Origin of the sequence: Lactobacillus sp. YT155 (assembly GCF_030504545.1) — a bacterium.
Lineage (GTDB): Bacteria > Bacillota > Bacilli > Lactobacillales > Lactobacillaceae > BQUT01.
The window spans coordinates 168,151-195,124 of the sequence record NZ_JAUKWP010000001.1; the positions used below are offsets into that span (position 1 = coordinate 168,151).

The 26,974-nt window shown below is 35.2% G+C and carries 28 protein-coding genes; 7 read left to right on the top strand and 21 right to left on the bottom strand.

Annotation, left to right across the window (positions count from 1 at the left end):
* Positions 1-49: 49 nt before the first annotated feature.
* The 7 genes from Q2T76_RS00890 to Q2T76_RS00920 all read right to left on the bottom strand — a co-directional run bounded on the left by Q2T76_RS00890 (position 50) and on the right by Q2T76_RS00920 (position 7,378).
* On the bottom strand, positions 50-481 hold the full coding sequence (locus tag Q2T76_RS00890) for a GNAT family N-acetyltransferase (RefSeq protein ID WP_302083222.1): 432 nt from the start codon (positions 479-481) through the stop codon (positions 50-52).
* Positions 482-564: 83 nt separating this feature from the next.
* Complete coding sequence (locus Q2T76_RS00895) at positions 565-816, bottom strand: type B 50S ribosomal protein L31 (RefSeq protein ID WP_302083224.1); 252 nt, start codon at positions 814-816, stop codon at positions 565-567.
* Between the two features lie 75 nt (positions 817-891).
* Positions 892-2,415 carry a ribosomal protection-like ABC-F family protein gene (gene abc-f / locus Q2T76_RS00900; RefSeq protein ID WP_302083227.1) on the bottom strand — a complete coding sequence of 508 codons (1,524 nt, stop codon included), beginning with the start codon at positions 2,413-2,415 and terminating at the stop codon, positions 892-894.
* A gap of 786 nt (positions 2,416-3,201) precedes the next feature.
* Positions 3,202-4,464, bottom strand: a complete 1,263-nt coding sequence (locus tag Q2T76_RS00905; protein ID WP_302083228.1) for a UDP-N-acetylglucosamine 1-carboxyvinyltransferase — start codon at positions 4,462-4,464, stop codon at positions 3,202-3,204.
* Positions 4,465-4,531: 67 nt separating this feature from the next.
* Entirely contained in the window at positions 4,532-6,145 is a 1,614-nt protein-coding gene (locus Q2T76_RS00910; RefSeq protein WP_302083230.1) for a CTP synthase, read from the bottom strand.
* Positions 6,146-6,308: 163 nt separating this feature from the next.
* Positions 6,309-6,887 carry a DNA-directed RNA polymerase subunit delta gene (gene rpoE, locus Q2T76_RS00915; protein WP_302083897.1) on the bottom strand — a complete coding sequence of 193 codons (579 nt, stop codon included), beginning with the start codon at positions 6,885-6,887 and terminating at the stop codon, positions 6,309-6,311.
* 56 nt (positions 6,888-6,943) lie between these two features.
* Positions 6,944-7,378: a DUF1934 domain-containing protein gene (locus Q2T76_RS00920; RefSeq protein WP_302083232.1), complete on the bottom strand. Its 435-nt coding sequence runs from the start codon at positions 7,376-7,378 to the stop codon at positions 6,944-6,946.
* A gap of 52 nt (positions 7,379-7,430) precedes the next feature.
* On the opposite strand from Q2T76_RS00920, the gene Q2T76_RS00925 reads away from it, so the two are divergent.
* The 3 genes from Q2T76_RS00925 to mscL all read left to right on the top strand — a co-directional run bounded on the left by Q2T76_RS00925 (position 7,431) and on the right by mscL (position 10,081).
* Positions 7,431-8,243, top strand: a complete 813-nt coding sequence (locus Q2T76_RS00925; protein ID WP_302083234.1) for a lipoate--protein ligase family protein — start codon at positions 7,431-7,433, stop codon at positions 8,241-8,243.
* A 13-nt stretch (positions 8,244-8,256) separates the two neighbouring features.
* Positions 8,257-9,570: an HD domain-containing protein gene (locus tag Q2T76_RS00930; RefSeq protein WP_302083899.1), complete on the top strand. Its 1,314-nt coding sequence runs from the start codon at positions 8,257-8,259 to the stop codon at positions 9,568-9,570.
* Positions 9,571-9,688: 118 nt separating this feature from the next.
* Entirely contained in the window at positions 9,689-10,081 is a 393-nt protein-coding gene (gene mscL / locus Q2T76_RS00935; RefSeq protein WP_302083236.1) for a large conductance mechanosensitive channel protein MscL, read from the top strand.
* A 24-nt stretch (positions 10,082-10,105) separates the two neighbouring features.
* Here mscL and Q2T76_RS00940 read toward each other — a convergent pair whose 3' ends face one another.
* From Q2T76_RS00940 to Q2T76_RS00955, 4 genes are all read right to left on the bottom strand, one after another.
* On the bottom strand, positions 10,106-11,083 hold the full coding sequence (locus Q2T76_RS00940) for a ribose-phosphate diphosphokinase (RefSeq protein WP_302083238.1): 978 nt from the start codon (positions 11,081-11,083) through the stop codon (positions 10,106-10,108).
* 12 nt (positions 11,084-11,095) lie between these two features.
* Complete coding sequence (gene glmU / locus Q2T76_RS00945; RefSeq protein ID WP_302083240.1) at positions 11,096-12,487, bottom strand: bifunctional UDP-N-acetylglucosamine diphosphorylase/glucosamine-1-phosphate N-acetyltransferase GlmU; 1,392 nt, start codon at positions 12,485-12,487, stop codon at positions 11,096-11,098.
* A 103-nt stretch (positions 12,488-12,590) separates the two neighbouring features.
* Positions 12,591-13,430 (bottom strand): pur operon repressor, encoded by an 840-nt coding sequence (gene purR, locus Q2T76_RS00950; protein ID WP_302083243.1) that lies wholly within the window; start codon positions 13,428-13,430, stop codon positions 12,591-12,593.
* A 111-nt stretch (positions 13,431-13,541) separates the two neighbouring features.
* Positions 13,542-14,540, bottom strand: coding sequence for an acyltransferase (locus Q2T76_RS00955; protein ID WP_302083245.1), 999 nt, complete (start codon positions 14,538-14,540; stop codon positions 13,542-13,544).
* A 196-nt stretch (positions 14,541-14,736) separates the two neighbouring features.
* Between Q2T76_RS00955 and Q2T76_RS00960 the strand changes: the two genes are divergently transcribed.
* From Q2T76_RS00960 to Q2T76_RS00970, 3 genes are all read left to right on the top strand, one after another.
* On the top strand, positions 14,737-14,997 hold the full coding sequence (locus tag Q2T76_RS00960) for a hypothetical protein (protein ID WP_302083247.1): 261 nt from the start codon (positions 14,737-14,739) through the stop codon (positions 14,995-14,997).
* A gap of 21 nt (positions 14,998-15,018) precedes the next feature.
* The gene (locus Q2T76_RS00965) at positions 15,019-15,237 is read left to right on the top strand and encodes a hypothetical protein (RefSeq protein ID WP_302083249.1); all 219 of its coding nucleotides are present in this window, start codon (positions 15,019-15,021) and stop codon (positions 15,235-15,237) included.
* Between the two features lie 85 nt (positions 15,238-15,322).
* On the top strand, positions 15,323-15,853 hold the full coding sequence (locus Q2T76_RS00970; RefSeq protein ID WP_302083251.1) for a ClbS/DfsB family four-helix bundle protein: 531 nt from the start codon (positions 15,323-15,325) through the stop codon (positions 15,851-15,853).
* Positions 15,854-15,898: 45 nt separating this feature from the next.
* Here Q2T76_RS00970 and Q2T76_RS00975 read toward each other — a convergent pair whose 3' ends face one another.
* From Q2T76_RS00975 to Q2T76_RS01005, 7 genes are all read right to left on the bottom strand, one after another.
* Complete coding sequence (locus Q2T76_RS00975; RefSeq protein ID WP_302083253.1) at positions 15,899-16,156, bottom strand: Veg family protein; 258 nt, start codon at positions 16,154-16,156, stop codon at positions 15,899-15,901.
* Between the two features lie 71 nt (positions 16,157-16,227).
* Positions 16,228-17,103 carry a 16S rRNA (adenine(1518)-N(6)/adenine(1519)-N(6))-dimethyltransferase RsmA gene (gene rsmA, locus Q2T76_RS00980; protein WP_302083255.1) on the bottom strand — a complete coding sequence of 292 codons (876 nt, stop codon included), beginning with the start codon at positions 17,101-17,103 and terminating at the stop codon, positions 16,228-16,230.
* Positions 17,100-17,654, bottom strand: coding sequence for a ribonuclease M5 (gene rnmV / locus Q2T76_RS00985; protein ID WP_302083257.1), 555 nt, complete (start codon positions 17,652-17,654; stop codon positions 17,100-17,102). Before rnmV ends, rsmA begins: the two co-directional genes overlap by 4 nt.
* Positions 17,647-18,423, bottom strand: coding sequence for a TatD family hydrolase (locus Q2T76_RS00990; protein ID WP_302083900.1), 777 nt, complete (start codon positions 18,421-18,423; stop codon positions 17,647-17,649). The genes rnmV and Q2T76_RS00990 overlap by 8 nt, the downstream gene beginning before the upstream one ends.
* A gap of 1 nt (position 18,424) precedes the next feature.
* A complete protein-coding gene (metG, locus tag Q2T76_RS00995) occupies positions 18,425-20,434 on the bottom strand; it encodes a methionine--tRNA ligase (protein WP_302083259.1) in 2,010 nt (669 codons plus the stop codon).
* A 72-nt stretch (positions 20,435-20,506) separates the two neighbouring features.
* Positions 20,507-21,340 (bottom strand): DUF72 domain-containing protein, encoded by an 834-nt coding sequence (locus Q2T76_RS01000; RefSeq protein ID WP_302083261.1) that lies wholly within the window; start codon positions 21,338-21,340, stop codon positions 20,507-20,509.
* 8 nt (positions 21,341-21,348) lie between these two features.
* Positions 21,349-22,275, bottom strand: a complete 927-nt coding sequence (locus Q2T76_RS01005; RefSeq protein ID WP_302083263.1) for a hypothetical protein — start codon at positions 22,273-22,275, stop codon at positions 21,349-21,351.
* Positions 22,276-22,376: 101 nt separating this feature from the next.
* On the opposite strand from Q2T76_RS01005, the gene Q2T76_RS01010 reads away from it, so the two are divergent.
* Positions 22,377-23,273: a DegV family protein gene (locus Q2T76_RS01010; protein WP_302083265.1), complete on the top strand. Its 897-nt coding sequence runs from the start codon at positions 22,377-22,379 to the stop codon at positions 23,271-23,273.
* A 29-nt stretch (positions 23,274-23,302) separates the two neighbouring features.
* Here Q2T76_RS01010 and asnB read toward each other — a convergent pair whose 3' ends face one another.
* The 3 genes from asnB to Q2T76_RS01025 all read right to left on the bottom strand — a co-directional run bounded on the left by asnB (position 23,303) and on the right by Q2T76_RS01025 (position 26,974).
* Positions 23,303-25,207, bottom strand: coding sequence for an asparagine synthase (glutamine-hydrolyzing) (gene asnB / locus Q2T76_RS01015; protein ID WP_302083267.1), 1,905 nt, complete (start codon positions 25,205-25,207; stop codon positions 23,303-23,305).
* A 97-nt stretch (positions 25,208-25,304) separates the two neighbouring features.
* A complete protein-coding gene (locus tag Q2T76_RS01020) occupies positions 25,305-26,177 on the bottom strand; it encodes a hypothetical protein (protein ID WP_302083269.1) in 873 nt (290 codons plus the stop codon).
* On the bottom strand, positions 26,174-26,974 hold the full coding sequence (locus Q2T76_RS01025; protein WP_302083271.1) for a YgcG family protein: 801 nt from the start codon (positions 26,972-26,974) through the stop codon (positions 26,174-26,176). The genes Q2T76_RS01020 and Q2T76_RS01025 overlap by 4 nt, the downstream gene beginning before the upstream one ends.

Here is a 26,974-nt window from a genome sequence, read left to right on the forward strand (position 1 = left end):
CATGAATACTAAAATAAAAGGTCGAGAATCTAAAAGATTCTCGGCCTATTTATTTCTTCCAAAACATAGAGATATTTAATTCTCCAGTTTCTTCTTCCAATTCTTCACTAAAAATTTGAAAATCTTTGGCAAGATAAAAGTTTACAGCTTTTTGATTTTTCTTGTAGACAAAAAGTTTCAGAGTGTCATGCTGATTTTTTAACTCTGCAAGTAGTTCACTCCCAATTCCCTTACCACGCTGACTATCGGCTACAAAGAGTCCTTCGATGTATTCCTCTTTAACTCCGGTGAAGCCTAGGATTTCATCTTCTACTTTGTAGGCCAAAATTTCCGCTTTTAGCAATGCTTGTTTGACATAATTAACATTACGCAGCCAATAACTCTTTTTAATAAAATTATGGACTTCTAAATTAGAGTCCAGCCAAATCTTTGTTATTTGTTCAAAATCATTTTTTGTTAATTGTTTATTTGTAATAATCATACTTCTTCCCCTTACATGCCCTAAATAATACCATAAGTATTCATTTTTTGGACAAAATAAAAAACAGCCTTGCGGCCGTTTGTTTATTTGCTTTCTGATAAACCATATTTTTTGTTGAAACGATCGATACGTCCATCTGCTTGAGCAAATTTTTGTTTACCTGTGTAGAATGGATGTGAATCTGATGAAATTTCAACACGTACTAATGGGTATTCTGCACCTTCGAATTCAACAGTTTCTTCTGAAGTAACAGTTGAACCAGCAAGGAATTTTGCACCAGTTGATGAATCCATGAACACAACTGGATGAAAATCTGGATGTAAATCTTTTTTCATTATAAATTTCTCCTTTGCCCTAAACTGTTTGCCAATTTAGAGATTAATTACTGACATTTAAAGAGTTTATCACGTTTAGGCGTCAGTTTCAATAGTATTACCAGGTTCAAAAGTAATTTTTTTGTCAGCAATTTCATCAATAAAGGTTTGGTCATGTTCTACCACCAACATACTTGGATGATATTTCTTAATCACTTCGATAATCTGACTTCTAGTTATGACATCCAAATAATTCAAGGGTTCGTCAAAAATATAAAAATCTGCCGGAATTAACAATGTGATTGCTAACGCGACTTTCTTTTTTTGCCCTTGGCTCATCGTTTCTACTCGATTATGGAATAATTCACGTTCAAAACCTAGTTTACGTAAATTGTTAAAAATATCTGTTTCTGATAAATCTTTTTCTTCTGCTAGTTCAGAAATGGTGCCTGATAATTCATTAGCATCTTGACTTAAATACGCAACTTTTAAGTTCTTGTTGAATTGATATTCACCAGTTGCTTGCGCAGCCGTTATTTGGAGTAACTTTTTCAAAAAAGTCGACTTACCAGTCCCATTCACTCCTACCAAGGCAACAATTTCACCTTTTTTCATTTTAAAAGTTAATGGTTTGTTCAAGACTTTTTGATCAAAGTTTAATTGTAAATCTTTCACGGTTAGAATTTCTTTGGTATGCACATCGTCTTGATAATTTAATCGCAACGGTTCTTCAACTTCAATATTCTTGAGAAGTTCTTCTTTAGCCGCCACGTCATTATCAGCTCGTTGTTCAATTTGTTTGGCACGTTTCATTACTCGGGCCGCTCGAGAGCCGATAAACCCTTTATCCAGTTTGGCATTTTCCATACCTGGTTTTTTGTATTTATCTTTCTCTTTTTGTTGAGACCAATTTTCTTTTTTAACTGCTGACTCTTTTAATTTTTTTATTTCTTTTTGTAACTTCTTTTTTTCTTGCAGTTCAAATTCGTCTTGTTGGGCTTTATTATCTTGCCAAGTATCAAAGTTACCACGATAAACTTTGATATCATTGCGGTTAATAGAAATCACATGGTCAATAACTTTGTTTAAGAACTGTTGATCGTGACTTATCACAATGAATCCTTGTTTAGCCTGTAGGTATTTTTCAACCGTCTGCCGTCCTTGAATATCCAAATGATTGGTTGGCTCATCCAGTAGTTGAAAATCATTTTGATTGGTAAACATCGCAGCTAATTGCAATTTCGTCTGTTGTCCCGGACTTAGTTCTTGAAATGGAAGTAACAAAATCTCATCAGCCAGATTCAGCTTAGCCATTTCAACTTGAATTTGCCACAAATCATAATCTTCCAATCCGGCAATTTGTAAAGCTACTTCCTGAGCAGATTGTTTCTTATCTTTAATCTCTTGAGGGAAATAAGTAAAATTAAGATTGGTAATTATTTCACCCTGATAGGATAACTGTCCTTGAATAATCTTGAACAGTGTCGTTTTTCCTCTACCATTACGACCGATTAATCCTAGTTTCCAAGATTCGTCGATTTGAAGATTAACTTGGTCGAATAAATTTTGAACCATGTTTGGATATTTAAAACTTAAATTTTGTATTTGAATTGTTCCCATAAAATCACCTCGTTTGAATCGAATCAATACAGGCTTTTACAACTATAAAAAAAAGACACTACAAAAGTAGTGTCAAATAAGACTTTGAGTCCTTGATACTACCAAGTTGAAAAGCAAATAAACATACTGATTCGTATATTTAGTTTTGTCTTCAACTTAGTTTCTCAACGGCTTCACATCCTTTAAATTTATTAATAGTAATATAGCAGATTTTTGTTAGATTGACAATTGAGATTATTATTTTACGGTGCTATACTTTAGATGCAATCAAAAAAGACACGGTGATAGCTGCACCGTGTCCTTGGTAACAGAACTGCGTTGAGAGTGCGACTACTTCTGTAAGTAGTCTTTTTTTATTCGATCAATTAAATCTAACAAGTCATTGGCGATATGTTTGATAACATAATCAATCATAATGAGTATTAATAAATCACCCATCAGCTATTCCCTTAAACGTTTTTTGCATTCGACCATCTCCATTTCGTTTTTAAGACGAGGGACGATGGAACGCAAAACTATTACCAAAAAGAAATTACGCAAAAGTTTTGAAACGCGCTCCAAGAAACAAAAATCTTCGCCTAAGCAAAAAACGAGCCAACTTCTTACGAAGTTAACTCGTTTTTTCCTTAGTGCTCGACTTTTAAACGTTTCTCGTCGCGCTCTTTAGTCTTCGTCCACTAATGTTACANAAAAATCTTCGCCTAAGCAAAAAACGAGCCAACTTCTTACGAAGTTAACTCGTTTTTTCCTTAGTGCTCGACTTTTAAACGTTTCTCGTCGCGCTCTTTAGTCTTCGTCCACTAATGTTACATCAGCACCTAAATTACGCATTTTCCAGATTACTCGGTCATATCCGCGCATAATGTTTTCTGCATCTTCAATAACGGTTGTACCATTAGCCATTAGTCCAGCGATTAACAAGCAAGCACCAGCTCTAATTTCATCCGCTGAAACTGTTGCTCCTTGGAGCTGTTTAGATTCGCCAACAATTATCAAATCATTTTCGTTACTAATATCAGCACCCATCTTCACTAATTGAGGAATATGACGAATCCGCTTAGGATAGATGGTATCGGCAATAATTCCTTGTCCATCAGCTTTCAATAACAACGGAGTTATTGGTTGTTGTAAGTCAGTTGCAAAACCAGGGTATGGCATAGTTTTAACTTTAACAGCCTTTAAGCTCTTAACGGGGTTAACATAAATACAATCTTCACGAATATCTAATTGCACACCCATTTCTTCTAGCTTAGCTATGTAAGCATCCAAATGTTCAGAAATAGTGTTTTTGATTAGAACTCCTTCACCAACAGCAGCAGCCATTGAAAGATAAGTTCCGGCCTCAATTCGATCAGGAATAATTGTATGTGAGTTGTGTGATTTTAATGAATCAACTCCCAAAATACGAATTGTTTCCGTACCTGCTCCACGAATTTGTGCACCCATGTTGTTTAAGAAGGTTGCTAAATCAATAATTTCTGGTTCTTTAGCAGCATTTTCAATTACTGTTGTTCCTTTAGCACGTACGGCCGCTAAAATAATATTGATAGTAGCTCCAACTGAAACCATATCTAAGAAAATCTTTGCTCCATGCAAACCATCTTTGGCTTCAATAACAATGTTTCCGTTTTTGTTTTCAACGGTTGCACCTAATGCTTCAAATCCTTTAATATGTTGATCAATTGGACGTGGTCCAATATCGTCTCCACCCGGAAGACCAACCACTGCCTTATTGAAGCGACCTAACAAAGCCCCCATAAAATAATATGACGCTCTTAATGAAGTCACTTTGTCATGAGGCAATGGTCCAAACTCCATTTTAGTTGGATCAATTGTCAAAATATCTTCATGGAACTCAGAGGTAACATTCATGTCACTTAAAATATCCATTAAGTTATAAACGTCACGAATTCGTGGAACACTGTCTAGAACTACTTTGGAATCAGACAAAATGGCAGCAGGAATAATCGCCACAGTACTGTTCTTGGCTCCACCGATTGTTACTTCTCCTGAAATTGTTTTCCCACCATGAATAATAATTTTTTGCATTTTCTAACTCAACTTAATAATATATTCTTCTCTAATTTAATATACCTATTTTTAGGACAACATACAATTAAAATTCTGAACTCTCAAGATTTGATGAAGCTCCAATGAAGGCTTTGAATAATCCTTCAGGACGACTTGGTCTTGATAAGAATTCTGGATGATATTGTGCCGCAACAAAGAATTTGTTATTTGGAATTTCTACGATTTCAACTAAACGGTCATCTGGTGACACACCAGAGAAAACAAATCCTTTGTCTTCAAATACTTGACGATAGTCGTTATTGAATTCATAACGATGACGATGACGTTCATTAATTTCATCTTGATTGTCATACAATGCTTTAGCTTTTGATCCATCTTTTAGCTTACATGGATATAGACCTAATCGTAAAGTTCCACCGATATTTTCTACACCATGTTGATCAGCCATCAAGTCAATAATCTTGTCCTCAGCATTCTCATCAACTTCACCACTAGTTGCATCCTTTAAGCCCACCACATCACGGGCAAATTCGATACATGCCATTTGCATACCTAGACAAATTCCCAAGAATGGTAAGTCGTTTTCTCTAGCATAGCGAATTGATTCAATCATACCTTCAAGACCACGATCACCAAATCCACCGGGAACGATTAATCCGTCGGTATCTTTAAGAATCTCAGCAACGTTATCTTTGTTAATATCTTCAGCTTTTACTTTAGTAATTTTAATATCTGAATTGTAGTAGAATCCAGCATGCTTCAAAGCTTCGGTTACAGAAATATAGGCATCTTGCAACTCAACATATTTTCCAACCAGGGTGATATTGGTAGTATGTTTCAAGTTCAACACACGTTGTTCCAAATTCTCCCAATCCTTCATGTCAGCTTTTGGAGTATCCAGATGCAAGTAATCACAGACAATATCGTCCATATCTTGTTTTTCAAGGTTCAATGGAATTGAATAAAGAGTATCTACGTCACGTGATTCGATAACTGCTTTTGGAGAAACATCACAGAAGGCAGCAATCTTTTCTTTCATTGATTCAGGAACTTCTTTTTCAGTTCTTACTACCAAAATATTAGGTTGAATACCTAATCCACGTAATTCTTTTACAGAATGTTGAGTTGGTTTAGTTTTCATTTCATCTGCTGCACGCAAGTATGGTAATAACGTTGTATGAATATAAATACAGTTATCACTACCTACTTCCGCTTTCATCTGACGAATTGCTTCTAGATATGGAAGTGATTCGATGTCACCAACTGTTCCACCAATTTCAGTAATAATTACATCCGAATCAGTGGTTGTGGCAGCACGCATGATTTTTTCTTTAATCATGTTGGTAATGTGAGGAATTACCTGAACAGTTGCTCCTTGGTAATCTCCACGACGTTCTTTTTTGATAACTTCTGAATAAATTTTTCCAGTCGTAACGTTGGAATATTTGTTCAAGTTGTTATCGATAAATCTTTCATAATGGCCCAAATCCAAATCGGTTTCAGTACCATCATCGGTTACAAATACTTCACCATGTTGATATGGTGACATAGTTCCAGGGTCGACATTTATATAGGGATCAAATTTTTGAACAGTAATTTTCAATCCTCTATTTTTCAATAATCTTCCTAATGAAGCTGCTACAATACCTTTTCCTAAGGATGAAACAACTCCTCCAGTAACAAAAATGTATTTAGTCATAATATCGATCCTTCCTTTATCTTAGTAAGGTGGCGTTTAGCTACTAACATAAAACAAGCTCCCTATTCAAAATGAACAGGGAGCTTGTTTACTTAAGCCTCTCATAAGAGCCCAAACAATATAATACGTGGGAATGAGTAATTCGTCAAATAAAATTTATTATTTATTCGTCGTCATCGTCTTCTTCATCCAAATCGATGTCTTCTTCTTCGTCATCATCGAATTCAGATAATTGCCCTTCAATTCCGTCTGGAAGATCGTCGCTCTTGTCGTCGTCATCTTCGTCGTCTAATGTTAGGTCGGTACTAGTAAACTTAGATAAGTCAGGACTATCACTGCTACCAACAGCTACATCATCGTCTTCGTCGTCTTCATCATCGTAGTCAACAACATCATCGTCTTCAGTTTCATCGTTCAAGAAGGCGTTAACTTTTGATCCTGTATTGATTGAAGGTTCGTCACCAACATCTTCAGGATGGTTAACTTCTTCATCAATTGAATCAACAGCATACCATTTACGTAATGCCCATACGTTGTCGCCTAATGAGATGAAACTACCATCATTATTTAAATCCGTATAGAATTGTGGAAGTTGTTCTCTAACATCCACATCTTTTTTCTCCAAGAATTCTTGGATCATATTTACCAAATCAGGAAAAGCAATAGCTTCTTCTTTTTGTTCAAGGATTGCGTATGCAACCTCAATCATTGATAATTCATCTTTGATTTGACCATCAAACATATCTAGTTTCACGGGTCCACGTCCTTTCAAACAGCCTTCTAATAATAGTAACCTATTTATACCGAAAAAATCAATCGTAAGTTATATTCTCCCAGCAATTCTTGCTGATTAAATAGTCGATAATTAATTTCAACTTGTCCTGATTCAAAATTTGAATCAATTTCAAATTTAATATCTTGTGTTTCAGCGACCATATTCGTTGTTCCATAGACAGTCTTATATAAGACTTCTTTTTCTTGTCCCTCTTGAAAATAAAAGTCGGACATATTCTGTCGGTCTTTGGATGAACGATTTAACAAAACTCCACCTTCGTTTAGTAAATCAAAGCGAATCAAAAAATCGCCTTCTGAATTACTATCCCAGAATTCGATCACGATTCGATCATCGTTTATCTGCATAGTCCCAGAATTTTCGATTAGATGGTTATTCACTTGTTCATCTTGAACTATCTTAGTTGTTAATTTTACTTGAATTTCTTGAGAACGACTCATTTCACTAAAACTTTCTTATATAATATAATTAGTTAACTATTAGGAGAATATTGTGTCAAATACTTTATTATTATACGACCAAGACTACAAACAACCAAATAAAATATATTTACCTTTTGCGGAAACCAATGCGCTCCTAAAAACTTTAGGTGAACAGCCAATAATTCATTTTTGGACGATGGACCAGACGGTTATTTTAGGAATGAGCGATCAACGTCTACCAAATTTGCCCGCTGGTTTATCATATCTGACTGAGCAAATTTATCCTTATTTCGTTCGCAATTCTGGTGGCTTAGCCGTTGTTTGCGACAGTGAAGTTTTAAATATCTCACTTTTCTTGCCGCGAAAAAAATATGATTTATCTATAAATGAAGCTTATCAATTGATGGCCGACTTAATCCAAGATACTTTCCCCGACAAGAAGATGGATGTCAAAGAAATCCCTGATTCTTATTGTCCTGGAGATTTTGATCTTAGTATTGATGGTAAGAAATTCGCGGGTATTTCTCAACGTCGAACAACTAACGGAATCGTCGTGATGATCTATTTAAGTATTACTGGCAATCAGGACAACAGAAGTAATCTGATTAAACATTTCTATGAAGTAAGTAACAATCCACCTAGTCAAAACTTTTCTTATCCAGAAGTTGACCCACAGGTAATGGATAACTTGGATCAGTTACTAGATGAGAAATTGAGCGTTGAGGAAGTAAAAGAAAAGATTCTCACTACATTAAGTCCTCAATATCAATTCGACTCACAGCAAGTTTCCTTGTATACTCAAACTAATGAGTATCAAGATTATTTAACTGCAGCACTCGAAGATTTGGCAATTCGCAACGAAAAAATTATTGATCAGAGGTAACACAATGGATAATATTATTTATTTGCCCCGTGAAAAAGTCTTTCGTGACCCGGTTCACAATTATATTCACATTGAACACCAAGTCATTCTTGATTTGATTAATACCAAAGAATTTCAGCGTTTACGAAGAATTAAGCAATTAGGAACTTCTTCTTTCACTTTTCATGGTGCTGAGCATACTCGTTTTGCTCACAGTTTGGGTGTCTACGAAATTACTCGTCAAATCTGTAACAATTTTCAAAGAAATTATCCTACCAAAACTGACGGTGATGGTTTGTGGAATGATGACGAACGTCTAGTAGCTCTCTGTGCTGCATTGTTACACGACGTTGGTCATGGTCCTTACTCACATTCATTTGAACATATTTTTCAAACTGATCATGAAAAATGGACCCAGAAAATCATTACTGGAAGAACTGATATTAACTCAGTTTTAACCAATGTTGCTCCTGATTTTCCACAAAGAGTCGCCAGCGTGATTGAAAAAACTTATCCAAATCCACAAGTCGTCCAGATGATTTCTAGTCAATTAGATGCCGATCGCATGGACTATTTACTTAGAGATGCTTACAATACAGGCACAAATTATGGAATGTTTGATTTAACCAGAATCTTACGAGTAATGCGCCCTTATAGAGATGGCATTGCCTTTGAAGCTGACGGTATGCACGCGGTTGAAGATTATATTTTATCCAGATTTCAAATGTATCAACAAATCTATTTCCACCCTGTTTCTCGAGGAATGGAAGTTGTGCTTACTAACTTATTGAAGTGTGCTAACTGCCTCTATGAAGAAGGCCAGATGGAAGGCTTTGATATGCCAAGTCTATTGATTCCATTCTTTGAAAAGAATGTTTCGATTGATGACTATCTAAAATTAGATGACGGTGTTTTGAATACATATTTCAACGTCTGGAGTAATCATCCTGATGAAACTCTTCGTGATTTAGCCAAAAGATTCTTAAATCGTCGCCCACTTAAATCTGTGAAATTCGACGATTCAAATAAGGAATTAGTGCCATTGATGGAGGACTTGGTTGAAAAATGTGGCTTCGATAAGGATTATTACACTGCTATCAATAGTAGTTCCGACGTGCCTTACGATGCCTTTAACGAACCAAAGACACCAATTGAAATTCTTCAAGAAGATGGACGTTTGGATGAACTATCGACCCTTAGCACTTTAGTTGCTTCAATTTCTGACAAAATTGAAATTGATGAACGCTTGTATTTCCCAAAGAAAATGTTGACTGCAACCCGTAACAGCATTTTTGACGAATATTACGATGAATTCCAATCACATATTAATAATGAAGAATTAGTTTAAAAAGTTCACAAAAGTGAACTTTTTTTATTTAACACCGCGAAGCTATTTTGCTATAATAATTTGCAGTGATTATTTTGCTATTATTCAAATGGTAATTATTTCTTAGGAGGAAAGTATAATGAAGGGATTTTTAAACGAATTTAAAGAGTTTATTTCAAAAGGTAGTGTCGTTGACTTGGCAGTTGGTGTTATTGTTGGTGGTGTTTTCAAGGACTTAACTAGTTCATTAGTTACCAACCTTATTAATCCGCTAATCGGAATTTTTCTTGGTCAAGTTGATCTATCCTCAATCGTTTGGAAAATTGGTGATGCTAATTTCAAAATTGGTGCCTTCATCAACTCAATCATCGAATTTCTTATTATCATGTTCGTTATCTTCCTTATTGTTAAGGCAATCAATAAGATGCGCTCAATTGGTAAGAAGAACGAAGAAGAGGAACAAGCAAACGTTAAAACAACTGATGATTATCTAATCGAAATTCGTGATTTATTAAAAGAAAATCAAAAATAAAAAAGACATCTTTCGATGTCTTTTTTATTTACTCTTAAATCTTGTTGCAAATAACGGACTTACTGGTTCATTGTTGTGAATTCGTAAAATCGCGTCCCCAATTAAAGGTCCAACTGAAATTTGAACCATTTTATCAATTTGTTTTTCTTCTGGTAAGTTAATTGAATCAGTTACAATCAATTGTTTGATTGGTGATTCAGTAATACGCTTGATGGCTGGTCCAGAAAGAACTGGATGTGTACAACATGCATAAACTTCTTTAGCTCCAGCATCAATCAACGCTTGTGATGCCAATGTTAGTGTTCCAGCAGTATCAATCATATCATCGATAATAATTGCACGTTTACCAGAAACATCCCCAATGATATTCATAACCTCAGCTACGTTAGCTTTGGGACGACGTTTGTCGATAATAGCAATCGGTGTCTTCAAGAACTCGGCTAGTTTTCTAGCACGAGTAACTCCACCATGATCGGGTGAAACAACTACTGCATCTTCTTCTAAACCTTGCTTCAAGAAATAGTCTGCCAATAATCCGGCTCCCATCAAATGGTCAACTGGAATATCGAAGAATCCTTGAATTTGAGCAGCATGTAAATCAAGTGCTAAGACACGGTCGACACCATCACGTTCCAACATATTAGCGACCAACTTAGCGGTGATTGGTTCACGTGAACGAGCTTTACGATCTTGTCGAGCATATCCATAATATGGAATAACTACGTTAATCATTGAAGCTGAAGCACGACGTAAAGCATCAACCATGATAAGAAGTTCCATCAAATTATCGTTGACGGGGTCTGAAGTTGATTGAACTAAAAATACTTCAGCACCACGAATACTTTCTTCAATATTAATTTGAATTTCACCATCACTGAATTTAGTAACTGATGATTTACCTAATTCGACACCCATTGATTGGGCAATCTTTTCAGCCAAAGGTTTGTTTGAGTTAAGAGCAAAAATTTTTAAGGGGCGAGTTTCGTTATTTGTCTTTTTCATAATATCTCCAAATTATTTATTCCATTCTTCACTGTCAGAAACTGATAGTCGTTGCCAGAAATCTTCCTTGTTAGTCTGTCTTTGTCTAGCAATTGCCATAGCATGATAAGGAACATCGTCAGTAATTGTTGATCCGGCCGCAATAAAGGCGTGGTCAGAAACTTTAACGGGACTAACAATATTAGAATTACTACCAATAAAGGTATGACTGCCAATTTCACTGTGGAATTTCTGCACACCGTCGAAGTTAACAAAAACCACTCCACAACCGACATTGATATCACTACCTAGGGTTGCATCACCAACATACGTTAGATGACCAATCTTAGTACGTGGACCTACTTGAACGTTCTTCAATTCACAGAAGTTTCCGATGTGAACATCTTCACCTAATTCTGTTGCTGGCCGTAAGTGACTATTGGGTCCGCAATTACTTCCATCTGCCATTTTTGATTCTTCGATTGTTGAACTTATAATTTTGATATTATTACCGATTTGTGAATCTTCAATTCGACTACCACTACCAATTAAACAGTTTGAGCCGATTGTTGTTTTACCAAAAATCTTTGTATTTGGTTCGACTACCGTATCACTACCAATTTCAACATCAATATCAATGTATGTATTAGTTGGATCAACGATGGTGACACCATTTCGCATGTGCTGTTCATTGATTCTTCGTTGCATCATAGCCTGTGTTCGACTCAAAGCCACTCGGTCATTAACACCCATAGATTCATCAAAATTATCCATTTGATAAGCGGCAATTTTTCCACCGACTTTTTTAATAATTTCGACAACATCAGGTAAGTAATACTCACTTTGAGCATTATTATTACCAACTTCATGTAGTCTTTGGAATAGTGTTTGATTATCGAAGCAATATACCCCAGTGTTAATCTCTTCAACTAGAGCTTCTTGTTCATTCGTATCTTTTTGTTCGACAATTTTGTCGACTTGTCCATCAGCTCCACGAATCACACGTCCATAACCAAATGGTTCAGAAGTCTTAGCAGTTAAGACTGTAACCTGTGCTTTTTGTTCCTCATGAAAACTGAAAAGTTTATCTAAAGTTTCTTTAGTAAATAATGGTGTATCACCACTAATCACTAAAGTAGTTCCAGTTTTTTCTTTCAAAAGATCTTCAGCCTGTAAAACCGCATGTCCAGTTCCTAATTGTTCCTCTTGAACTGCATAGTCACTGCGATCTCCCAAAACTGATTCAATTTGTTCATGGCCTTCTCCAACGATTGTAACCACTTTTTCAGGACTCAATGCTTCAACCTGAGTTAAAACATAATCAACCATTGGCTTTCCACAAACCGGGTGTAAAACCTTGTATAATTTGGATTTCATTCGCGTACCTTTACCGGCAGCTAAAATGATGACAAATCGATCATTCATGTAAAATATCTCCTAACATCAAAAAGGCTCGTTTTGATCAAATCTTTCCTTATAAATAATACCTTAGAAAGACATTTCTCTCAACAACGAGCCTTCAATTTAACTATGAAAAATTATCAGCGTTGACATTATCAAGGTAGTTACCTTTTTCAACCTGTAATTCTTGTTTTTCTGTATCAATTTTTTTAACTTTGATTAATGAAGTTGTCTTGAAATCTAAGTTCTTCACTTCTTGTGGTGATTCAGCAAATACAGTGACACCAACTAATTCGGAATTAAATTCCTTAATCATTCCGTCCATTCCGCTGACAGTTCCCCCACCTTTCATAAAGTCATCAACGACTAGAACACGTGAGTTTTCGGCCAAACTACGTTTGGAAAGCTCCATTTTTTCAATTCGACTTGAAGAACCAGAGACGTAATTGACACTAACAGTTGAACCTTCAGTGATTTTTGAATCGCGGCGAACAATGACAAAAGGAACATTTAGATACATTGCAACACTTTGAGCAATCGGAATTCCTTTCGTAGCGACAGTCATAACCGCATCAACATTATCATTGGCATATTGAGTGGCAATAATTGCCCCAATTTTTCTCAATGTTTCTGGTGATCCCAAGATATCTGAAAGGTAAACATAACCACCTGGCAATAATCTTCTTGAATCAGAAACTGTTTCTACCATTTGATTAATAAAATCTTGAGCAACTTCTTTATTTACGGCTGGAGTATAAATAACCCCACCACCGGCACCTGGTAGTGTTTCTAAAAAGCCAATGCCTCGTTTTAAGAAAGTCTTCTTCACAATTCCTAAATCTTCGCTAATTGAAGACTTCGCTGAATCATAGCGTTTTGCAAAGTAAGTCAGTGGAATCAAAGTATGTGGATTACTTAAAAGATAATTTGTAATATCAATTAATCGTTCGCTTCTTCGTATTTTCATCAAAATCCCTCACAGATTATGTCTTTTGATGACAATTATAAACTAATTTTACGAACATTTCACTCATAAATTAGTATTTATTCACGAAAAATCGAATAAAAAATCTTGCCCTTAGTAGGCAAGATCCAACCATTTGAATTCATTTAGTTTACGAAGTTTTAGTAATACAATCCCTAATGCCAATGACTCGAAGAAAACTAATGAAAAGTTTACTGTTCCTGTCACGTTTAGGAATGATTGATTTAAAAACATAAATGAAAATTGAGTTAAATACATCACCGAACTGATTTTTCTCATTTCAAAGGCGTAAGGAATATCCATCTTGATTGTTAACAATAGACTGAAAATAAAGTAGCAAATTACTGGGTAGATGAATAACTGATCGGTGGAGATTAAAAATCCCCGTTTCATATATAGTTCCACACCCCAAAGCATCAACGAAACCATTAATCCTAACCAATACACACCACGGTTAGAACGGATGCTATCTACTTTATCGCGAGCAATGATATCACCTACAGCAAAATAAATTGGTCCCATTAATAGTGTTACAGGTGGTGCTAAAACATCTTTAATATAGAAAACAATTGGATTGTTAACTTTCATAGTAAATGTCGCAACTGCCAAAAAGATTAATGCGGCTAAGAATGTTTTAAACCAAACGGCAAATTTTTTAAAGACTACAAAGTATAATACCGCAGCGATGATACATGCAGCTAAATACCATGATCCGCTGTACGTTGATTGTGTAGCAATATCGACTAGGAATTTGAACACATTACTTTCATCGAACACACCGGTCGTATTGCTGAACCAGGATTCCCAAACCCATTTCCAGTTAAAGAGTAACCAGAAAATAAAAATCAAGCCGATTCGTTTTGTATAGCTAGCGACTATTTCGTTAGTTTGAGTTTTATCTTTTTGAATCTTCTTACTAAGAAAGAATCCCGACGCCACAAAAAATAATGGGAATGCTAGACGTCCAATTCCTTGGAATAGTACGTCATTTATCATTGGATTAACATCTGAAAAAGCAGATGAGTTAATTCCAACAATAAAAATAGCCCCAATAAATTTCATTAAATCAATTCCGTCGTAATTTCTCTCCATAATTCTACACTCTCCTAAATATAATTTAACTCAATATTCATGAGTGCAAAGCTAACCATAAGCAAAATTTAATCATCTTAAAGAATAATTAATGATTTTACTTGACAATAGACCGTCGGTCTATTAATATAAAACTATAATCAAAAGTATAATCAAAAGTATAAAAATCGAATAAATTTAAGAATTGAGGATAATTATGAAATATATGGACGTTTTAGATAAAGTAAGTCAACAAAGTAACCAATCTACTGCTACTTGTGAGAAAGTTATTGATGCTTATCAAAAATACTGTGAAGTTGAAATTAAGCGACCCTTCAAAGAAGAAGTTGATGAACCAATGATTGATTGGATTACTGCTTCAACTAAAGAAAAACGTGACGATGTGACTGTTATTTTGCAAACTTTGGTAAAAGAAGTTAGAGCTACCATCAAGAACCACATTCCTTTTGTTAAATAATTTTTGAATGAGGAAAATGATATGAGTAAGTACGATTTATTGTGGCAAGAGATTCAAAAAGATGGTCGCCCAACATTTCGACTTTCCTTTTCAGGTATTGAAGAGTTAGGACACGTTCCCATCGATCATTCTTTTTTAAATGCTAAAAAAGAACTTCGTGATTATGGCTACGAAGTTGGAAAAATATCAATGAAAGACCAAACTGTAGTTTTTAATAAAATTGATCTTATTAAAGAATAATTAATGATTTTATTGGTAAACTTTGGTAAAAGAAGCTAGAATTAGTCTTAAGTTATCAAATAATTTGCAGAAGAGGTTATTGATTATGCCCCGACCAAAAACGAAAGAAGAATTAATCACCGCCAGCAATACCGGATTTGAGAAACTATTTGCTTTATTAGATTCCGCATCGCCAGAATCCCTTAATGGTGAATTTCATTTTGATTCCGAAAAAAATAAAGAAGCTCATTGGCAACGCGATAAAAACATTAAAGATGCTTTGTGTCATCTATACGAATGGCAAGAATTACTTATTAATTTTGTTACTGCCAATCAAAAAGGCATGGAAACTTCGTTCTTACCAGCAGGTTATAATTGGAAAACTTACGGTCAAATGAACATTGAGTTTCGAGATAAGCATCAAAAAACAACTTATGACGAAGCCGTTCAACTCCTTAAAAATAGTCATCGCGAATGTATGAATTTATTAAGTGATTTTTCAAACGACGAGCTCTTCTCCAAAGGAGTTTATAAATGGACTGGCGGAACTACATTAGGTAGCTATTTCACTTCCTCGACTTCAAGTCATTATGATTGGGCCACCAAGAAAATTCGCAAATATTTGAAATCCTTATAACAAAAAAAAGACTTCGTGTAAACGAAGTCTTTTTTATTATCTATTCTATTGTTCTGTAGCAACTTGATCACTTTCAAAAGTGATATCAATTGATTTTGTTAATAGATCAGCATAGCTATATGAAACACGTTCAAAAGCATTTTCGTCTTGATCTAAATCAACTACAAAGACTGAATGAAAAGTTTCAGCAAGTTTACCTTTACGGCGAATAACTTTTTTTCTTCCAGCTTGGGCTACAACTGTAAGGTTTTCTCCGATATGTTCATCAAGAGTATCCTTGATTTTAGCTAAAGATGTTGGCATATTATCACTCCCTCATGAGAAATATCTTAACATAAATTTAATAATTAAGCAATACCTCATCAGAAGTAATGTTACTTACCTAACAGATCAAACATTTCCTTAAATTTTTCGATTGGTAATTGTTCTGCTCTAGTGTTTTCTGGGATATCTAATTGCGCTAGAACTCCTCTAACTCTCTCTTTGACTGCATCAGTTCTGCCGAGCATATTCAATAAGTTATTCCACAAACTTTTTCTCTTTTGAGCAAAACATGAACGAACAAATTTATTGAATTCCTTGAAATTTTCAATCTGATATTTATTAGTTGTCATTTTTGTTAGGCTAACAACTGCTGAATCGATCTTTGGTTGAGGAAAGAAAGCTTTCTTTCCAATGATAATAGAAATTTTCGCATCCATTCGACTTTGCACACCAATACTTAGTGACCCATATTCGCGATGACCAGGAGTTGCCGTTACTCGTTCGGCAACTTCTTTTTGCATCATTAAAACTAAATTATCAAAAACAATTTCTTCATCAAGTAACTGTAAAAGAATTGGTGTCGTGATGTAATATGGCAAATTGGCTACCACTTTCACTGCTCCAGTGATTTGTTTTTCATTGATAAATTCTTTCAAATCAACTTTTAAGATATCTTGATTAATAATTTCAACATTTTGATAGTCCATTAAAGTATCAGCTAAAACTGGCAATAATGATTCATCAATTTCAAAAGCATAGACCATCTTTGCGCGTTGAGCGAGTTTCTCAGTTAAAGCTCCAATACCGGGTCCAATCTCAATAACTGTATCCGTGTCGGTTAGTTCAGCCGCATCACAAATTTGATCAATTGCTGTTTCACTAGTCAAAAAGTTTTGACCAAGTTGTTTCTTAGCTCTTAATTTGAATTTTTTAATGATTGCATTGGTTTTAATTGGATTAGCAATGCTCAATTTATTTTCGGTCATTTGGACTCCTGTGAAATAGCTTCTTTTAATTCTTCAATCGTAATATTGAATCGATTTACCTTGCTCAAGAATTGTTTTGAGTTTCCGTAGCCAATATGTAGTTTATCGCCCACTTCCTCACGCAACTTCTTGGATTCTGGATAACCAATTAGTTTTAAATCAATTAATTGTGAGCGTTCAATTTGAACAGAATTTTTCTTCGGTGTAGCAACATGATTAAGTGCATCAATCAAATCTTCTTTTGTAGCGTGCTCAACTCCCAAACTATGTCCTGAATGTTTAGGTACAGCTTTAGTCCGAGGTAAAAAAGCTTGCTTAGCATCCGGGATTTGCTCAATTATTTTCTGGCGGATTTTATTTCCATTAAAATCGGGATCGGTTAGTACAATCACCCCTCGATTTTTTTGTGCCAACTTAATCTGTTCAATCACTTCTTCGTCAATTGCGGAGCCTTTAGTTTCAATCGTATCAATTCCTTTGAAAAAGCTTCGCAAATGAATGGTGTCAGACTTGCCTTCGACCACGATTATTTCGTTAATTTCTTTATCCATTGATTTTAAAAATCTCACATGTATTTTGATAGGTTTGCTTAGCAATTTGTTCAATTGGTTCGTCACGTAACTTAGCAACGGCTTCTAGCACGTAACGCGTATAAGCCGGTTGATTTTGCTTGCCACGATATGGTTCTGGCGTTAAGTATGGTGCATCGGTTTCGAGCAACATTTTATCTAGCGGTGTTTGTTGTGCTGATTCATGCACTTCATGAGCATTCTTAAATGACACCACGCCACTATATGAAACATAAAACCCTAACGCTAAGAACTTCTGCAACCACTCTGGACTTCCATTAAAACTATGCATAATAACTGTTACATTGGTTAAGTCAGTTGTTTGAAAAATCTGATAAGCATCTTCATAGGCATCACGGCAATGAATTGAAACAGGCAATTTTAATTCATTAGCCAGTTCCAATTGTTTTTTAAAAGTTGCTTGTTGAATATCTTTACTTGGTGCATCATCCCAATGATAATCAAGACCAATCTCACCAATTGCTACTGCTTTTTCATTCTTAAGATTATCAATTAAATATTGTTGTGCTTGTTCATCATATTGGTCGGCAAACTCGGGATGCCAGCCAATAATGGCATACATATTATCGTGATTGTTAGCAAGCTTAACAGCCTGTTGATTCATCTCTAAGTTTGAACCAACATTGGCAATTTTATCAACATCAAGTTCTTTAGCATTCATGTTGTACTGCTCAAGGTCATCAAGAAATGGTGCATCATTTAAATGTGTATGCGAATCAAATAGCTTTATTTTATTCAACTTCTGCTCCATTTTCATGTGAATCTTCAACAACTACTAATTGAACTTTGCCATCTTTTTCGGATGAAAGTAACATTCCATTACTCATTTCACCACGAATCTTTCTTGGTTTTAAGTTCACTACTGCGACAACTTTTTTACCAACCAATTCTTCAAAGTTAGGATAGAACTCAGCAATTCCTGACAAGATTTGTCTAGTCTCACCCGAACCATCATCCAGTTGGAATTTCAAAAGCTTGTCTGCTTTTTCAACTTTAGCAACTTCTTTAATTTGAACTACTTTTAACTTAATTTTCGCAAAATCATCAAATTCGATTTCATCTGTTGAATTGGTTTGTTGATCTTGAGCTTTTTTAGCAGCTGACTTACTGATTTTTGCACCTCCTGATTTAGCTTGTTCTCTGGCCATTTCATCCTTAATATAGGCTACTTCTTCTTTAAGATCTAAACGAGGGAAAATTGGCTCACCTTTAGCAATTACTTTCTTACCAACCACGGTATTACCAAATTCAAGTTGATTATCAGTATCTAAATCTAATCCTAACTGAGTAAAAATCTTTTCAGGAGTTTGAGTCATGACTGGTGAAATCATTAGACCAACCAGTCTCAATACTTCAACTAAGTGTCCTAAAACTGAAGACAATTGTTCTTTGTTAGCTTCATCTTTTGCCAAAACCCAAGGTTCCGTTTCGTCGATGTATTTGTTAGCACGAGATATTAACTTCCAAACACCATCTAAAGCACTTGGAAACTGGAATTTATCCATTTGAACATGGTAGTCAGTAATCATGTCTGTTGCCATTTGTTCTAATTCTTTATCGAATTGTGTAAGAGTGGCAACTGATTGAATTTCTCCTCCATCATACTTATTAACCATTGTTATTGTACGATTTAACAAATTCCCTAAATCATTGGCAAGATCATAGTTGATTTTTTCAACAAAGTCTTCCGGAGTAAATGTACCATCATTACCAAATGGCATTGCACGCATCAAATAGTAACGTAATGCATCTAACCCGTAACGATTAACAATCATCTCAGGATAGACAACATTACCCTTCGACTTAGACATTTTGCCATCTTTCATTAATAGCCAACCGTGTCCAAAAACTTGTTTTGGTAGTGGTAAATCTAAAGCCATCAAAATAATTGGCCAATAAATAGTATGGAAACGAACAATTTCTTTTCCCACAAATTGCACATTGGCAGGCCAGTATTTCTGGAATAGTTCATCATTATCACTAGTGTATCCGAGCGCAGTAATATAGTTTAATAAGGCATCCACCCACACATAAACCACGTGTTTAGGATCACTAGGGATTTGAACTCCCCAGTTAAAACTTGTTCGTGACATTGCCAGGTCTTCAAGTCCAGGCTTGATAAAGTTATTAATCATTTCATTCATTCGAGAAGCTGGTTGAATGAATTCGGGATTGTCTTGATAATAGCGCAACAAGCGATCAGCATACTTACTCATCTTGAAGAAGTAGGTTGGTTCGGTAACTAATTGTACTTCGTGTCCTGATGGAGCCTTACCGCCAATAACCTTGCCTTGATCATCTTTGTAGACTTCAGCCAGTTGAGATTCAGTGAAATACTCTTCATCAGAAACTGAATACCAACCCGAATATTCTCCTAAATAGACATCCCCTTGATCAATCAATGTTTGAACAATTTTTTGAACAGCAACGATATGTTCTTCATCGGTAGTACGAATGAATTTGTCATTGGAAATGTCGAGTTTTTTCCAAAGTTCTTTGATATCCTTGGCCATTCCATCAACATATTCTTGAGGTGACATATTTTTTTCGGCAGCTTTTTGCTCAATTTTTAGTCCATGTTCATCAGTTCCCGTCAAAAAGAACACGTCAAATCCTTGATTACGTTTGTAACGTGCTAGGGTATCAGCGGCAATTGTCGTATATGAATTACCAATTGTTAGTTTTCCTGATGGATAATAAATTGGTGTGGTTACATAAAAAGTTGGTTTTGTTTCCGTCATAATTTTCTCCCGAGATAATAGTCGATTAAAATCGCTAATAATAATGAAATTATAGCATATTAACCAGCTTTATTAATGATTCTCATCCAATAAATTCAGTTGTTCATTTTGCATCATTCGATTCTTTATGCCAATAATTTTTTGAAATTCAATTGCGTTTTTGTTGGCGTGCAATCCACCATTATTGTTAAAAATAACCACAACTTTTTTTACTTTTTTAGAAACTTCTAACACTGCTTGCCCCAACTGTTTCAATTCTTCAGTTGAATAATCATAATTGGTTCTCGCCCCTGTTTCAAAACCAAGTTTCGTATTCCAACCAGCAGTATTACGACCGTGAAATCTGAAAAAGGCTAGTGAGTCATTAGTAATCGTCACGTCAAAAGGTACACGACTTTCGGTTACCTGTGGTTCATCAACAATTGCTAAAGTAACTTGATATTCTTTCATCAAATTAACCATTCGGTCATGATATTGTTCGTTATACCATCTTTGATTACGAAACTCGACTATTAAAGAAAAATCCTTTAGATAATCAAATATTCTTCGCAGGTATAAAATGTTTTCTTTTGACACATCAAAATAGCCTGGAAATTGTAATAAAATTCCAGTTAACTTATTCTTCAAAGGTGCCAGAGCTTGCTTCAAACTCTGGCACTCTTTTTCTATCTGTATTTCTGTTGCTTCACTCTGTTTGGTAATAACCTTACTGGCTTTAATGATAAATCGAAAGTCTTCATCGACATCATCATGCCACTTTTGCGTTACAGTTTCGTTTTTAATTCCATAAAAGAAACTATCAACTTCAACACATTCATAGAATTGCGAGTATTCCGGCAAAGTTATTTTTTTCTTATCCAGTAAGTCTGGATGTTGTGCCCAATTAGTTAAACCTACGGTTATCATCTATTCACCTATCGAATAATATAATCAATTTGATACTTGTCTAAAAGATCTGCCACTTTCATTTGGTATGTATTTTGGAAAAATTCAGGGGTTGTTTCTTGTTGTGTGAATTCAATGACTCCCGAATTTTGTAAATTACTTTTAGTTTCTAAAATATAAGGTCGCTGATTTTTTTGATTAACAAATTCTGTATGAACTAATTCAAAAATCTGATTTACTGCCAATCTCAATTGTCGCTGACTTAATACCGGAGTGACGGTTACAAACTGGTTGTGCAATAAATCAATATATCCGTACTTCTGAATTGATTCATCGAAATCTTTGAATAACTGAACCAAAGCACTGTGATATTGAGTCTTATTGGTAACTTCTGAGATGGATTCATTTATGGTTTGTGCTAGTTCATAGGCTTGTGGATATTTCTGATCAAAATATTGATTGTCCAACATGATAAGTGTCCGGTAAAGAATTAATTTCTCATCATCTACTGCTTGTCCATCGGCTGCCAATAACTCGCTAGTTCCTTGATTGAGTGAATCTTGAATTTCTTCATCACGAACTTTTTCAGCTTGCTCCCACTCGGAAATCAAGCGGTGATCAATCACTTCTTTTAGAGCCATTGCCGTAGTTTGTGCTTGCTGATTGAAACTGGCATCACTACTAAATAAATTGAACTCCATTTTAGAATAGTCACCAAAGTCTAATTTAATATGCAATAACTCGTGAATAAGCATATACTCAATATTAGGGGAATTGGTAATTTGAATTGTAATCACTTCACCGCTCACGCTGTGCTGTGATTGATTTAAATTCAAAAAACTATCTGTTTTTTCATTATCAACTTCAATTTCAATTTCTTTATCAGACAAGTCAATAATTTGTTGGTAGAGCTGATTAGCTCTGGTGGAAAAACTGTTAATATCAATCTTCTTCATTTTATTTCCTCTTTTTCTAGGAAAATTATATCATCTAGATTATAATTTTAACTATTATATATGGGGTAAACTAATTTTTATCTTTAAAAGGCGGTAACCAAATGTCTAAAATTGCAATTATAACTGATAGTTCATCATACCTAACAATTGATCAAGCTAAGGAACATAATATCGAAGTTCTTTCGATTCCAATTATCTGGAATGATCAAGAATACCGTGATATTATCGATCTTTCTTTTGATGATTTCTATAAAAAATTATCAACCGAGGAAAAACTTCCTTCAACTTCGACTCCTTCAATAGGAGCTCTTGATGAAAAAATCAACGAATTAAGAGATGCTGGCTACAATGAAATCATTGGAATATTTATTTCCAGTGGTATCAGTTCATTCGTCGCTAATGCAACTGTCTACGCACAAGAAAGAGAAGACGTGAATTTCAAAGTCTTCGATTCTCATGTGACTTGTGCTGGATTAGCTAATATGGCATTACTTGCCTCAAAAATGGTAGCAGACGATCATACTAGTGATGAAATCTTTGAAGCGCTGGCTAAACTTCGTGAAACGACTAATGTTCGTTTGATAGTTGATGATTTGAAACATCTCTCAAGAACTGGTCGTTTGAGTAATGCCGCAAGTTTCATTGGTGGCATTTTGAACATCAAACCAATTATTGGCATGGATGTTCAAGAAGCTGGTAAGGGTGAACTATCCGTTATCGAAAAAGAGCGTACTTATCTCAAAGCCTTCAAAAAAGTCCAACAAGATGTTGGTGAACAAATAAAAGATAAAGACTACACCGTTAGAGCAACTGTGATTGATGCTCACGATATTGAGAAGAGTAACGAATGGGTGGAAACTTTTGAAAAAGACTATCCTGACATGATTGTTGATACCAGTATCATTGGACCAGTTGTTGGTGTTCATACTGGTCAAGGTGCAATCTGTGTCATCTGGGGGCAAGATTGGGAAGAACTTGCCAATAGTTACAACAAATAAAAAAGCGTATCTAGTATACGCTTTTTTTATTATCCTAATTTTAAGTAATCTTCAACATTTATGAAATAAACTTTGTACCATGTTAAGAATGTGAAAATAGTCCAAATCTTACGACGACCATCCACTCGACCCGCTTTGTTATCATCCAACAAAGCGATAATTTTATCTTGATCAAAGAATTCTGAAACAAATCCTTCGCTGAATAAGTCTTTAACTTTTTGATAGTATTTATCGTCTCTTAACCACTGCTTGATTGGCACTGGGAATCCCAATTTTGGACGATCTGCCCACGCTTGTGGCAAATGTTTACCAGCAGCTTTTCTAAAGGCATACTTCGTATCATTTTTATTCATTAAATACTTAGTAGGTACTTGAGCAGCTGTTTCGGCAACCTTAGGATCTAAGAATGGAACTCGTAATTCCAAACTATGGGCCATTGACATCTTATCAGCTTTTTGAAGAATATCATTGAGCATGAAGTGGTGAAAGTCGATATATTGCATTTGTTTAACATTATCTAGCTTGCTAACTTTCTTGAAATCGGCTTGATAATTATCTTGAATAGTAGCATCGTTTCGATAATCCGCAGTTAGATATTGATTAACTTCATCAGATTGAAAAATACTTGGATCATGCAAATCATAAATCACTGATTGACCAGTATAGAATTTATTAGGACTGGCAAGATTCGTATACATATGAACTTGTCCAGGAAAATGTGGCATCTTTTTAATAACACTTGCTAGACCGTTTTTAAGTCCAGTTGGCAAATGAGTTAACCCAGAAGTTACTGACTTAATTGCTCCATTATGTGAATGCATTCCATAGTTGACATAGCCTGCAAATAATTCATCGGCACCTTCACCGGATAAAGCAACGGTTACTTTCTCACGAGCAAATTTCGTCAAAAACCAAAGTGGAACACATGAAGGATTACCGTCTGGTTCATCAAGATAGTATTGAATTTTATCGAAAGCTTCGAAGACGTCATCGCCACTAACCCGAGTTTCATTGAAGTTAAGGTCCAAGCTGTTAGCTAACTCTTTTGCAGCTGTTACTTCGTCATAAACTTCATTATCAAAACCAACACTAAATACTTCCTTTGGCTTCAAAACACTTGTTACGTAGCTACTGTCAACACCTTCAGATAGAAATGATCCCACAGGCACATCAGCAACATTGTGCAACTTGATTGATTCAGTTACTGATTCATCAATTTTTTTAACTTCTTCTTCAAATGACAAGTTTGAAGGATTGAATTCCACATCCCAATACTTCTCAATCTTCAAATCACCAGCTTCATAAGTGAAATAGTGACCTTCTGGAAAACGATACACTCCCTTGAAGAAAGTCTCATGCAAGTCATTATATTGATTCATCAAAAATGATTTGAGTGAGTCTTTATTTAATTCAGGATGAAAATCTGGATGAGCCATGAAGGTTTTTATTTCACTACTGAACATGAAAGTTCCATCATCTAAAATTGTGTAATACATTGGTTTGATACCAAAGAAATCGCGAGCACCAAAAAGCGTTTGTTTCTCTAAGTCATAGACTACAAAAACAAACATTCCACGAATCTTTTTAAGAACATCTTTGCCCCACTGTTCAAACCCATGCAAGATTGTTTCCGTGTCCGAATCAGTCTGGAAGGTATGACCCATCTCGACCAATTCTTTACGAACTGTTTGGTAATTATAGATTTCACCATTAAAAAAGATCAACTTACTGTGATCTTCATTGTAGATTGGTTGGTCACCTTTTGTTAAATCAATAATTGACAAGCGACGAAATCCCAGCGCCACTTGGTCATCAATATATTCACCGGAACCACTTGGTCCACGATGCTTAATGATATCCATTTGCTTATTTAAAACAGTTTTTTTCTTAGAAACTTCTAAATCCCCACCGACATAGCCAACAATTCCACACATATTCTTTTTCTCCACTTAAAATATAACTTAAATTATATTTTATCACGTTTTTAGGATCCAAACTATATCTCCGAATAAAAAGAGAGTGACATTATTGTCACTCTCCAATCTTCGAAAGTAAGAATCCTTCACGAACACTTGCTTTAATGGTAATAATTTTTGAAGGTTGTGCAAATTCTATTATTTCATTCATAATTGTCAATCCACCATTGATAACATCAACTGTTCCTGGTGGAATAACATCTAATTCTTTTAGTTCATTAACACTAAGTTGTTGTAGCTCAGTAATCTTGTCATTTATTTCTTGAGTGGGTACAAAATCATTTTGATTCAACAATTTGAATAGGACAATACTTGCGCCACCGAGCATTACCATCGGTTGATTAAAGTTCTTCAACCAGGTTAGCTTTTCTAACTGTTTCCGAATTTTTTGTTTTGCAGTTTGTTGCTCTGGCTTAGACACAGGAATATTACTAAAGAATTCATTAGTTACATTGACTCCACCAAAGTTAATACTGGTTTCACCAATCATTTCTTTATTAGTGACAGCAATTAACTCACTCGAGCCACCACCAATATCAGCAATAATTAAATCTGATAAATTGAGTTTGTGTTCTACTGCTAGGAAATCAAAGTACGCTTCTTGATCAGGTGGAATTATTTCAATTTCAACGCCAGTTTGCTGTTTGATTTCATCAATGAACTCCGACTTATTCTCGGCACTTCTTAATGCTGCCGTAGCAATAGCATAAACTTGTGCTTCTGGAACTTTTTCTAAGAAGTTATTAATGATTTGAACAATTTTTTCCGTGGTTTCTTGATTAATAATTCTTTTTTGACCAAGATCTTGAATTAATCTTTGCGGGATTCGCTCCAGCATCAATTCTTCAAAATCTTTTCCTTTAATCAAAAATTCTGCTGTTCTAATCGCATTGGAGCCAAATTCGATGATTGCAATTTTATTTTTCAAATTGAGGAACCTCCACCACCGGAACTTCCTCCACCGAAACCACCAAAGCCACCGCCACTTGAGCCACCGCTACTACCGCCAGAACTCCCAAAGCCACCACCGAAGTAGCCACCATAGAACATTCCTTGACGACGTCGACGTCTACCTCCGGGACCGGAGCCGCCACCAAAACCACCAAACAATGTAAGTATGATAATTCCCGCAAATATCCAAAAAGCATACTTGCCATCAATGCCATTATCTTCAACTTTTTCTCGATTCTTTTCTTTAGTGACTTTATAACCATATTCCTTGTCGACTAAAGTTGTCACAGCATTAAATACATGGCGTAAGGCATTATTGATTCTCGCCTTATCGTTTGATTTCAAATCATCTTTATACTTCTGAAGAATTTCACCAGTCTGAGCATCGGTTAATCCGCCTTCTAACCCATAGCCAACTTCGATTCTGACATTACGTTCACCATTATTTAGGGCGTACAAAATTAAGACACCATTATCTTCATCAGCATTACCAATACCCCATTTTTCAAACATGTCAGGGGCATATGAATCAATACTGTCACCATCGGTTGACTTAATTGCAGCCATAACAACTTGTGGCTGTTTCTTGGTGTCTTGATAATTTTCGGAAGTCGTTTCAACCAAATTTTTGGTTTTATCATCTAACAAATTGATTTCGTCATAATAATAAGCATTAGGTTTGTCAGGGATACTTGCTTTGGCATCCTTAATTCCAAAACCCAAACTCATCACGAGCATCATCAAAAATGCTAGCAGAAATGTCTTCTTTTTCAT